7 protein-coding genes are annotated in these 11,873 nt (G+C 70.6%); 5 read left to right on the forward strand and 2 right to left on the reverse strand.

The genetic code is table 11. The annotated features are described in order from the left end of the window. The first annotated feature begins 506 nt into the window (after positions 1-506). Positions 507-2,534, forward strand: a complete 2,028-nt coding sequence (locus tag ACWD3D_RS25030; RefSeq protein ID WP_451463043.1) for a HelD family protein — start codon at positions 507-509, stop codon at positions 2,532-2,534. A 101-nt stretch (positions 2,535-2,635) separates the two neighbouring features. Here ACWD3D_RS25030 and ACWD3D_RS25035 read toward each other — a convergent pair whose 3' ends face one another. Then, entirely contained in the window at positions 2,636-3,346 is a 711-nt protein-coding gene (locus ACWD3D_RS25035) for a DUF6082 family protein (RefSeq protein WP_451463044.1), read from the reverse strand. A 277-nt stretch (positions 3,347-3,623) separates the two neighbouring features. Here ACWD3D_RS25035 and ACWD3D_RS25040 point away from each other — a divergent pair, with 277 nt between their 5' ends. Together ACWD3D_RS25040 and ACWD3D_RS25045 are read left to right on the forward strand one after the other, a co-directional pair. Further along, positions 3,624-4,796: an MFS transporter gene (locus ACWD3D_RS25040; RefSeq protein WP_451463045.1), complete on the forward strand. Its 1,173-nt coding sequence runs from the start codon at positions 3,624-3,626 to the stop codon at positions 4,794-4,796. A gap of 241 nt (positions 4,797-5,037) precedes the next feature. After that, positions 5,038-5,619: an N-acetylmuramoyl-L-alanine amidase gene (locus ACWD3D_RS25045; protein ID WP_451463046.1), complete on the forward strand. Its 582-nt coding sequence runs from the start codon at positions 5,038-5,040 to the stop codon at positions 5,617-5,619. A 77-nt stretch (positions 5,620-5,696) separates the two neighbouring features. On the opposite strand, the gene proP is transcribed toward ACWD3D_RS25045, so the two are convergent. After that, entirely contained in the window at positions 5,697-7,190 is a 1,494-nt protein-coding gene (gene proP, locus ACWD3D_RS25050) for a glycine betaine/L-proline transporter ProP (RefSeq protein WP_451463048.1), read from the reverse strand. 849 nt (positions 7,191-8,039) lie between these two features. Here proP and ACWD3D_RS25055 point away from each other — a divergent pair. Both ACWD3D_RS25055 and ACWD3D_RS25060 read left to right on the forward strand, forming a co-directional pair. Then, a complete protein-coding gene (locus tag ACWD3D_RS25055; protein ID WP_451463049.1) occupies positions 8,040-8,858 on the forward strand; it encodes a sterol desaturase family protein in 819 nt (272 codons plus the stop codon). Between the two features lie 77 nt (positions 8,859-8,935). Then, positions 8,936-11,873: type I polyketide synthase (locus ACWD3D_RS25060; RefSeq protein ID WP_451463047.1), on the forward strand; the 2,938-nt coding region annotated here is incomplete at its 3' end.

Consider the following 11,873-nt stretch of genomic DNA (forward strand, 5'->3'; position numbering starts at 1 on the left):
GGTATTCCCCCTGATTCCCTGGTGGGGCTGGCCCCCGTACCGGCCCGGACGGGGCGGCCGGGCCCTCACGGGGGAGGCCGTGGAGCACGGGGCGTCGGTGTGTCCTCGGCGCCGCGCGACCGGGGGGTCCGGCATCCGTACCTGCCACTCGGTGGCGGGGACGGACCGCACCCGACCCGCTGCGCCGCACAACCGGATCACGGCAGCCGCCGGTCCCCGCACAGGAAATGCCGACAGGCCCCTTCCCGGCCCATGACGCGACCACGAACCTTTCTCGTGGATTCACTTGCTTTCCCGTGCACGGGAAAGCGTCACCGCCATTCCGGGGAATCGACGGAATGCATGGCACGAAGCGCGGTCAACCGTGAGGACACAGGTACGACAGGTAAGTCAAGACTTACCTTGAGGGAGAATTCACCGTATGGTGCGGCTCGAATCGAAGGAGTCCCTCGTTGCCGAACACAAATGATTCTGCCGTGCGTGCGGTTGAATCGGAGCAAGATTATGTGTCCTCGTTGTATGAACTGCTCACCGAGCGGATTTCCGAGGCGCGCGCGAGCCGGGCGAGTGTGCTGAAGGCCCCGGCGGACGGCGCCGGCGAGGCGTACGAGAGAGAGGTCGCCGCCGACCGCCTGACCAAGGAGATCGGCCGGCTGGAAGGCGCCGAGAAGGGGCTGGTCTTCGGGCGGATCGACCGGGCGGACGACACGACCCTGCGCATCGGGCGGATCGGACTGCACACGGAGGGGGACGACCTGCCGCTGCTCGTGGACTGGCGCGCGAACGCGGCACGGCCCTTCTACGAGGCGACGCCGGTCCACCCGATGGACCTGCGGCGGCGCCGGCACCTGCGCCTTGAGGAGCGCACAGTCGTCTCGGTGAGCGACGAACTGCTCGACGGGTCCGCTCCGACCGACGAAGACGTCGTGGGGGACGGACCGTTGACCGAGGCTCTGTCGGCACGGCGTACGGGCAGGATGCACGCGGCCGTCGCGACACTGCAGGCCGAACAGGATGAAATCGTCCGCTCCGCCCACCGCGGGGTCACCGTGGTGCAGGGCGGGCCCGGCACCGGCAAGACGGTGGTCGCCCTGCACCGGGCCGCCTACGTCCTCTACGCGTTCCCGCGCGCCGCGGAGGAAGGCGTCCTCGTGGTGGGCCCCAACGCCCGTTTCCTCGACTACATCTCCCAGGTCCTTCCCTCGCTCGGAGAGAACGACGTCGACCTGGCGACCTGTCAGGAACTGGCCGGAATTTCCCCGGACGCGGTGGACCCGTACGACGCGGCGCGCCTCAAGGGCGGCCTGGACCTCGCCGACGCCCTGGCCGGCCTGCTGCTGACCCTCCAGGCCCCGGCCGGTGACTTCACCGTCCGGATCGGGCAGGACCTGGTCCACCTGTCCGAGAAGGAGGTCGCCACCGCACGCGTCGCAGCCTTGGCGGCCTCGTCCGGCCACAACCCCGCGCGCCAGGCGTTCAAGGAACTCCTGGTCGACGCCGTCACCGACGCGACGCGACGGGACATGGGCGACCTGCTGGAGCAGATCGACGCCGATGCCGAGCGGATGACAGGCCTGAACTTCGACCGGTTCACGGGGGTCGCCCAGCGCCGTGCCGAGGGGGCCGGGGACCCGGGTCCGGTCCATGAGCTGGACCTGGACGCCCTCAGGGCCGATCTCCTGGACGACGCGGGTGCCGACCGGGCGGTCGAGGCGTTGTGGCCGAGGCTGGTGCCCGGCAGCCTCGTGAAAACACTGCTGACGGATGCCGACGCCCTGGCCGCGCACCTGCCGACCCTGACCCCGCAGGAGCGGTCCCTTCTCCTGCGGGCCCCGGACGCGCCGTGGACCGACGCGGACGTACCGTTGCTGGACGAGGCGGCGAGCCTGGTCGACGGCCCGCCCGAGCGGACGTACGGGCACGTCGTCGTCGACGAGGCGCAGGAACTGACCGCCATGCAGTGGCGGATGATCGTCCGCCGCTGCCCGGCGAGGGCGATGACGCTGGTGGGTGACTTCGCCCAGTCGGGCCCGGCCACGACGGCACGCGACTGGAAGGAAGCCCTGAGCCCGCACGTCGGGGCACGGTTCAGGCTGCACGATCTGACGGTCAGTTACCGGACCACACGGGAGATCCTGGAGAGCGTCCGGGACCTGCTGGCGCGGATCGCTCCGGACCAGCGGCCCACACGGTCACTGCGCAGCGGTGAGAGCCCACGCACCGTGACCGCGCAGGGAGACGGGTTGGTCACCGCTGTCGTGGAGGAACTGCGCGCCCAGAGCACCGAGCGGCCGGACGAACTCCTGGCGGTGATCTGCGCGGACACCCGGGTGAGCCAGTTGACGGCTCACGGCGTCGCCGACCACGCACGCATCGTGCCCGCGTCCGAAGCGCGTGGCCTCGAGTTCGACGGAGTCGTCGTACTGAACCCCGAGGAGATCATCACGGCCCGCCCCGGCGGGGAGAGGGACCTGTACGTGGCCCTGACCCGGGCCACCAAGCGCCTCTGCACCATCACCACGAGGCCGGCATGACGGCGCGGCACCCACGCGTGGTCGACATACGCACTGTGGTGACCCCGGCCGCCCTTCCTTCCGGCCGCGTCGTCGGCCGCTTCTTCCACCGCCCGGACCGGCTACCGGGTTCGATTAGGTGCAGGCCGCGTAATCCGTCGGCCTCGGTTCGCTGAGGATTCCGGCCAATCTTGGAACTCCAGAAGAGCGGACGCCGGCCCCGCAGCCACGGCGGCCCGGTAGCTCTCGTCCACCAGCCGGACAAACACACGGTCACGGCGATCACCGGCCTCCATGGTGCGGCGCCACCCCGGCCCTTCGCGCTCCCACTGTTCCCGCGCGATCTTCCGGCTGAAGTGCCCTTCGAGCTTCACCGAGAGCTTCGTGGCGGACATGTGGCCGACGCGGAAGCGCTGCAACAGCTCCCCGAGAGCGAGAGAGACGATCAGATGTTGCTGATGCCGCTTCAAGGTCACCGGTGCACCGGGGGGCGACCATGCCTGAAGCAGATTCGGGTCGCTCAGCGCGAGTGTCGCGAGCTGGAGATGACTGTCCCTGATCGCCTGCTCGTTGCTCGTGCGCGCCTGCCGGACCTGGTAAAGGAGTGAGAGGGCCACACCGGCCAGGGCGATGGCTGACAGGACGACGGACATGGCCCCGTACGTCTGGCCGATGTCGCTGAGCTTCCCCCGGTCCGCGCTCAGCGGGGCCACGGCGGCCAGCACGAATGGCGTGGAAACGATCAGCGCCAGCAGCCCGAGCCCCAGCAGGCCGTACGCCGAGGCCGCCCGTACCCATGTCGTATGCCGCGCCCTGCCGTTACCCGTTGTCACACGTCCCCCCCAGACACTGGCCGCCGGCTCGCTGACCAGAATGAAGCCGACGTCGGACCCCGGCAAGAGGCACTCGAGTCGGCGCTCGCACGATCGGCCGGAGAGGTTCCAGAGTTGGCCGTAAGGCGCCCTCCGGACGCCGGCCGGTCAGGGGGCGTACTCGCCGTACGGCCGACGAATGGGTTTGCGCCGCTCCCGGGGGGCCCGGTGAGGTGGCCCCATGGACAGTGCCGCGGAACGGACGTCACGGGCGGAGTCGGCAGGGACCCGTAGGACCATGGCGCGACCGGTGCGGTGGCGCCGGTCGGCGGTGCTCGCGGCCCTGATGCTGGCCACCTTCACCTTCAACACCGCCGAGAACCTGCCGATCGGCCTTCTCGAGCTGGTCTCCGAGAGCCTGCGGGTGCCGGTGTCGGCGGTCGGCCTCCTGGTCACCGGGTACGGCGTGACGGTCGCGGCCGCGTCTTTGCCGCTCGCCCACGTCGTGCGGTCGGTGGCACGGCGCCATGTGCTCACGGGGGTGCTGGCCGCGCTGGTCGTTTCCAGTGTGGTCGCGGCCCTGTCGACCTCGTACGGGGTGCTCCTGGTGGCCAGGCTGCTGACCGCACTCGGTCAGGCGTTGTTCTGGGCCGTGATGGGGCCGGTGGCGGTGGGCCTGTTCCCGCCGGGGGTTCGCGGGCGCGTCGTCGGAGCGCTGTCCGTCGCGGGTTCACTGGCCCTGGTGTTCGGTGTACCGGCCGGGACGTGGCTGGGCAGGCGGACCGACTGGCAGGTGCCCGTCGCGGCACTGGCCGGTCTGGGGCTGGTCTCCCTCGTGACGATCGCCCTCCTGCTGCCGACCTCGCGTCCGGAGGAACAGCCCGCCGCCTACGGGACCAGTCCCGAGGCGCGCCGGTTCGGGATCGTGCTGGCGGCCGGGGCCCTGTCGGCCACAGGGGCTTTCACGGGATTCACCTACATCGTCACCTTCCTGGGCGACGTCGGAGGGTTCTCCCCCGGTGCGGTGAACGTCCTGCTCGTGGCGTTCGGTGTCGCGTGTGTGGCCGGGGTGAGCGTCACCGGGGCGCTGCTGGACCGCTTTCCGCACGCCGCGCTGAGCACGGCAGTGGCGACGCAGGCGATCGGCATGACCGGCCTGTACGCGGCCGGTGGAGAACCGGTCGCGGTGGTGGTGTTCCTGCTGCTGATGGGCGGCGCGCTCGGTCCGGTCTTCATGACGACGCAGAACGCCATGCTGCACTGCGCGCCGGGCCGCACGGACATCGCGCTCGCGGCGAACTCCGGGACCTACAACGCCGGCATCGCGGCGGGCGCCGCGCTCGGTGCCCTGGTCCTCTCGCTCGCCGGCGTCCGGGGCGCCTTCCTCGTCGGGGGGCTGCTGACCGCCGGGGCCTTCGCGGTGCTGCTCGTCGGGCAGCCGGTGCGCCGGGTACCGGAGCCCGCCGGGTAGTGCGGGAGCTCCGGACCGGCCCGTCCGCCACCGGGGCACCCGGAACGCCTGCGGCAGCGGGAACCGTCCGGCCGTACACGCTTCCGGGCAGGCCCGGCACGTGCGGAACACGACGCGCGCCGGAACCGGAGAGCCGTTCAGGCCGTCGTTCGTGGGGAACCCGCACCCCCGTGGGGAGCCCGGCTGTACCCCCCGTCCGCAGGCAGCCCCCGTGATCCGCCCGCACCCCTGGAGAACACCCATGCACCGCAGAAGGATCATCCAGGCGGCGGCCGGCACCGCGGCGGGCCTGTTCCTGCCGGCACCGGTACGCGGGGTGGACGCGCCCTCGGCGGGGACGGACAGCACGCTCGCGCGCTGGGCGCGCGCCGCGTCCGCCAACTACACCGTCCCCGCCGGCACCTCGCCCCGGTCCGTCGACCGGGTGGTCGTCCACATCACTCAGCAGAGCTTCACGCAGACGCTCGGCATCTTCCGGAACCCGGCGGCGAAGGTGTCGGTCCACTACGTCGTACGGTCCGGGGACGGCTACACCGCTCAGTGCGTACCGGAGCGGGACATCGCCTGGCACGCGGGGAACTGGGACTACAACCTCCGTTCCGTCGGCATCGAGCACGAAGGCTGGGTGGACCGTCCGGAGTACTTCACCTCGGCGATGTACGAACGGTCGGCGCTGCTCGCCGCCGACATCTGCGACCGGCACGGCATACCCAGGGACCGTACGCACATCGTCGGCCACTACGAGGTGCCGGGGACGGACCACACCGATCCGGGTCCGCTCTGGGACTGGGACCGCTACCTGCGGCTCGTCCGCAGCGCCTGACCCCCGCCCGCCCGACCCGTCCGGCCCTGCCCCGGAGGCCTCGTCTCCTCCGTGCCGGGATCGTCGTTCCCTCCTGGTCAGTCCCGCCGTCGCCGGTGGCGCAGCCGGAACCAGACGTCGCGCGCCTGCCGGCCCGCGGTGGTGCGGCTGACCGAGACCAGCCGGTGTGCCTGCTGGCGCGTCTCGACCATGGGTCCCGAGCCGCGCAGCGGGCGGCCCGCCGTCTCGTGGAGGAACAGCGTGGACACGAGCCCGATGACGCCCGCGACCATCAGGTAATAGGCGGGCACCATGTCGTTGCCGGTGGCCTCCACGAGTCCCGCGGCGAACAGGGGCGTGGTTCCGCCGAAGAGCGAGACGGAGATGTTGAACGCGATCGACAGCGCGCCGTACCGGATGCGGGTGGGGAAGAGCGCCGGGAGGGTGGACGCGGACGTCCCGGCGAAGCAGACGAGCAGCAGGCCGAGGATGGCGCAGCCGAAGGCCGGCAGCAGGATGCCGCCCTGCCGGATCAGCAGGAACGCCGGAATGGAGAGCGCCACCAGCGCCACGCTCCCGGCCATGAACACCGGTCGGCGGCCCCACCGGTCGGAGCTGCGGCCCACCGTGGTGATGGTCAGGACGACGAGCAGCATGGTGCCGAGAACGAGCAGTTGCGAGGTGGTCTCGGGCTCGCCGAGAGTCTCGGACATGTAGGTCGGGAGGTAGGACGTGACCATGTAGTTGGTGACGTTGTAGAGGAGCACCAGGCCCATGCAGATCAGCACGGCCTCCCAGTGCTCGGTGAAGATCTCCTTGAGCCTGCCCTTGCCCGACTGCCGGGCCTGTTCCACCGGGTCGCCCTCGGACAGGGCCTCGGCCTGCTCCTCCTCCTGTCGCTGGAAGACGGGGGTTTCCTCCAGCTTCATGCGCATGTAGAGACCGATCAGTCCCAGAGGTCCGGCGACGTAGAAGGGGATGCGCCAGCCCCAGTCGGTGAGCCCGTCGGTGCCGAGTACGGCGGTGAGCACGGTGACCAGGCCGGAGCCGAGGGAATATCCGACGAAGGTGCCGAAGTCCAGCCAGCTGCCGAGGAACCCGCGGCGTTTGTCGGGGGCGTATTCGGCGATGTAGGTGGTCGCTCCGGCGTACTCCCCGCCCGTGGAGAATCCCTGCACGAGCCGGCACACCAGGAGCAGGAGGGGGGCCGCGAAGCCGACCGCGGCGTAGGTGGGGAGGAAGCCGACCGCGAAGGTGGACGCCGCCATCATGATCATGGTCAGCGCGAGAACCTTCTGCCGGCCCACCCGGTCCCCGAGGGGACCGAAGACGAGCCCGCCGAGGGGCCGTACCAGGAACGCGGCGGCGAAGGTGGCGAAGGTCGACACCACCTGGGCACCGGGCGAACTGGACGGGAAGAACACCTTGCCCAGGGTTCCGGCCAGATAGGCGTAGACGCCGAAGTCGAACCACTCCATGGTGTTGCCGAGCGCGGCGGCCGTGACCGCCCGGCGCACCTTCGGCGGATCGGTGACGGTGACGTCCGCGGCGCTGAAGGACTTCTTGCGGCGGCGTACGACCGTCCGCAGCATGCGGTCCACGGCTTGGCTGTCCCGCCGGGGCCGGGGTGCCCCGGGGCGTTTCCTCGATCCGGCCATGCGTCCGCCCCTTTCCGAGGGCTCTCGGCGTCTTACCTTCCGCGGCCATCCACCCGGACGGGGGACTGAAGATCATCGGCGCCTCAGAGTCTGGTGCACTCGCACGCCGGGAGCCTTCCGGGCGGCTCGCACGAGTGACGGCCAAAAGGCGGGGCCCGGCCGGCCGCCACCCCGCGCGCGGCCTCACCTCCGGTCCGGTCCAGCCCTGCTCCCCACTCCTGCGCGGACCCCGAATCTCCCCACAAAGATGATTTTCCGAATACTGAACAAGAACGCCAAAATGACTAAGTCACTCACATTGGCGACAGAAGTCCGGTCCCTATTCCGTATCACCACGAGCCGCTGTTCAATAATCGTGAGGCCGACTACGGCACTCCGGGGGACGATCTCAACACATCATCGGTCGAGGATTGAATCCGCGGGAAGCGGACAAGAATCAACCGAGCTCGCACAGGGCGAAAATGGGGGACGACCGGGCGGTCGCCCGCTCGGCAGGATTCGTTTCCCGCCGCCCATGTCGCCGACTTCGCACGGGCGCCACCAGACACGACAGCGCACCCTCCTCGTACGCCCCCTGAGACTTCCGCATGCATTCGACGGCCCCACCGACCTGCAATGGCGCAGGACCCGAGGCTGGATCCGTATTCCTACGGAGGATTTCAGGTGCACGGAAACGAATGGCCCATCGATGATTCCACCCGCTCCGCGGCGACCCCGCCACCCCGGCCCTCCGTCCTCCCGCCCGGGCGGCGCCTTCTCGGCTTCCTCGCCTATCCCGTACTTCTGACCGCCACCTTTCTGGTGGCGACGACAGCACTGCTGCTGGACTGGAATCCCGAACGAGTGAGTCCTCTTTTCCTCGTCGGCATCCTGATCTATCTCACCGTCCTCGAAAGGCTGATTCCGCACCGGCGCGACTGGCACCCCGACGGAGCAGAATGGCGTTGGTACGGCGTCTACTTCCTGCTGACCATGGCGGGAAGCGCGCTGGCGCAGTTCTCCGTCACGACGGCGGTGGGAATGATCGCGCCGACCGACCCGGCGCTCCCGCTGGGGGCGGAGATCCCGGCCGCTCTGCTGAGCGGTTCCCTCGCCAGCTATCTGGTCCACCGTCTGGGGCACACCAGCCCCGTCCTGTGGCGGCTGCACGGGGTCCACCACGTCCCGCAGAAGGTCAATGTCGCCAACAACGGCGTCAACCACGTCCTCGACATCGTCCTCGCCCAGGGGTTCGTCCAGTTGACCCTGGCACTGGCCGGGTTCTCCCAGGAGTCCGTACTCGCCACCGGGCTCTTCGTCGCCGCGCAGGGCTACTTCGTCCACGCCAACATCGACGTGCGGATCGGCCGGCTCAACCACGTCCTGGCGAGCCCGGAACAGCACCGCCTGCACCACAGCACGGACCTGTCCGAGGCGGGCCACTACGGCTCCGACCTGTCCTGCTGGGACCACCTCTTCGGCAGCTTCACCTGGCGGCCCGGCCGTGAGCCGGCCGCGGTCGGTCTCAGCGATCCCACCTCGTTCCCCGGGACCGGCGAGATCCTCGGCAGTCTCTTCCGTCCGTGGCGCCGCGCGAAGCGGCCCGGGGACCCCATCGCCTGAAAGGGCCTCCTGGCCCCGCACCGCTGACCTGGGCGCCGCCTGTGGCTGCGCGACCACTTGATGAGGAGTGTGCGAACTTGGCTGACGCGACCAACGACGTCTCCACGGGCAGAATCGCCATCATCGGCATCGGCTGCCGCTTGCCCGGCGGAGCTTCGGACCACCGTGCTTTCTGGCAGAACCTGTTGGACGGCAAGGACTGCGTCACCCCCACGCCGCCGGACCGCTACGACGTCACCACGCACCGCAGCGGTCACCGGGACAAGCCCGGGCGGCTGGTGGGCGGCCGCGGCGGATACATCGACGGCTTCGACGAGTTCGAACCCGCCTTCTTCGGCATCAGCCCTCGCGAGGCCGACCACATGGACCCCCAGCAGCGCAAGCTCCTGGAGGTGGCCTGGGAGGCCTTGGAGGACGGCGGGCAGCGGCCGGCGGACCTGGCGGGCGGCAACACGGCGGTCTACGTGGGCGCGTTCACGCTCGACTACAAGATCCTGCAGTTCGCGGACCTGAGCTTCGAGACGCTCGCGGCCCACACCGCGACCGGCACGATGATGACGATGGTGTCCAACCGGATCTCGCACTCCTTCGACTTCCGGGGCCCCAGCCTCTCCGTCGACACCGCGTGCAGTTCGTCCCTGGTCGCCGTCCATCTGGCCTGCCAGAGCCTGAAGCGCCGGGAGACCGATCTGGCGCTCGCGGGCGGGGTGCTGCTGCACATGGCACCGCAGTACACCGTCGCGGAGACGAAGGGCGGGTTCCTGTCGCCCGAGGGCCGCTCCCGCACGTTCGACGCCTCGGCCGACGGGTACGTACGCGCCGAGGGTGTCGGCCTGGTCGCGCTGAAGCGGCTGGAGGACGCCGTACGGGACGGCGATCCGATCCACGCGGTGATCCTGGGCAGTGGGGTCAACCAGGACGGCCGGACCAATGGCATAACCGTCCCCAACGGAGAAGCCCAGGTCTCCCTCGTGCGGCAGGTCTGCGCCGAGGCCGGCATCACCCCGGGCGACCTGCAGTACATGGAGGCGCACGGCACCTCCACGCCGGTCGGCGACCCGATCGAGGCGAACGCGCTCTCCCGCGCCCTCGCCATCGGGCGTGCCCCGGGCGCTCCTTGCTACGTCGGTTCCGTGAAGGCGAACATCGGGCACACCGAGTCGGCCGCCGGGGTCGCCGGACTGATCAAGACGGCCCTCTCGCTCAAGCACCGCACCATTCCCCCGCACATCAATCTGGAACGCGTCAACCCCGCCATCGACCGGGACTCCTCGCCGTACGAAATCCCCGACCGGGTCACCGCGTGGCCGGCGCACGAGGGACCGGCCCGGGCCGGCGTGAACTCCTTCGGCTTCGGAGGCACCAACGCGCACCTGGTCCTGGAGGAGGCGCCGGAGCGCGCACCCGGCCACCCGGTGGCCGCCGCGCCGGAGCGCGGCTGGACCATCCTCCCCCTGACCTCGCGCCACCCCGACGCACTCCGGCAACTGGCAGAGGGGGTCCGCGGCGAACTCGCGGGCGACCACGGTCCGGCCGTCTCCCTCGCCGACCTCGGCCACACCCTCGCGCACCGCCGTCAGCATCTGGAGTCCCGGCTCTCGGTCGTCCACTCCTCCCGCGAGTCCCTGGACGAGGCCCTGGCCGCGTACCTCCGGGGTGAGGCACACCCCCGGGTGGTCCAGTCGAAGCAGCTCGATCCTCGGGACCGCCGCCTGGTCCAGGTGTTCACCGGCATGGGCCCGCAGTGGTGGGGCATGGGACGCGGGCTGCTGGCCGGCGAGCCCGTGTTCCGGGACACGGTCGCCGCGTGCGACCGGGAGATCAGGAGAATCGCGGGCTGGTCCCTCCTCGACGAGATGACCGCCGACGAGGACCGGTCCCGGATGGCGCAGACGTGGCTCGCGCAGCCGGCCAACTTCGCGGTGCAGATCGGGCTGGCGGCCCTGTGGCGTTCGTACGGCGTGCGTCCGGACGCGGTCGTGGGGCACAGCACCGGGGAGATCGCGGCCTTCTACGAGGCGGGCGTCTACTCCCTTCAGGACGCGGTCGCCGTCGCCGTCCACCGCAGCCGCCTCCAGCACACCCTGGCCGGGGCGGGCACCATGCTCGCCGTCGGTCTGCCCGAGGCCGAGGCGGAGGACCGGCTCGGGCCCTTCGGGTCGCGGATCTCGGTGGCGGCCGTCAACAGCCCGGCCTCGGTCACCCTGGCCGGGGAGGAGGCGGCGCTCACCGAACTGGCCAGGTCGCTCCGGGCCGAAGAGATCTTCGTCAAGTTCCTGACGGTCGAAGTCCCTTACCACAGCGCCGCGATGGACCGGATCAAGGACGAACTGCTGGCTTCCCTGGCGGACATCGCGCCCCGTCCGGCACGCGTCCCCCTCTACCTCACGGGTCTGGACGGTGTCGCCGAGGGCGTGGAGCTGGACGCGGGGTACTGGTGGAGGAACGTCCGCGACCGGGTGCGTTTCCGCGCCGCCGTGGACCGGCTCGCCGACGACGGCTACCGGCTCTTCCTGGAGGTCGGCCCGCACCCGGTGCTCGGGCACGCGATCCGCGAATGCCTGGAGGCCGGGGGCAGGACGGCCGTCTCCGTGCCCTCGGTGCGCCGCGGGGAGGACGAGGACGAGCGTTTCGCCCTGTCTCTCGCCACCCTGCACAACCTCGGCGTCCCGATCGCGTGGGACGTACTCCACCCCACGGGTGAGACGGTCCCGCTGCCGCGCTACCCCTGGCGGCGCGACCGCCACTGGACGGAACCCGACTCCGTCGCCCGGGTCAGGCTCGGCCGGCTCGACCACCCGCTGCTGGGCCGCCGTACCGGGCACACCGAACCCGCCTGGCAGTCCCGGCTCGACACCGAGGCCCTGCCGTACCTCGCCGACCACCGCATCCAGGACACCGTGGTCTTCCCCGCCGCCGGGCGGACCAGAGGGCGCGCGAGGACCGCCTCGAACCACTCCGCCGTCCTGCTCGCCAACTCTGCTGGTCCGCCCGTGGCTTCGAAGGCGAACTCGT

The sequence above is a fragment of the Streptomyces sp. NPDC002690 genome (genome assembly GCF_053592415.1).

Bases quoted from the DNA above. Each gene is read 5' to 3' on its own strand.
- ACWD3D_RS25040 (WP_451463045.1), top strand. From the start codon at position 3,624: ATGGCGCGACCGGTGCGGTGGCGCCGGTCGGCGGTGCTCGCGGCCCTG.
- ACWD3D_RS25045 (WP_451463046.1), top strand. From the start codon at position 5,038: ATGCACCGCAGAAGGATCATCCAGGCGGCGGCCGGCACCGCGGCGGGC.
- proP (WP_451463048.1), bottom strand. From the start codon at position 7,190: ATGCTGCGGACGGTCGTACGCCGCCGCAAGAAGTCCTTCAGCGCCGCG.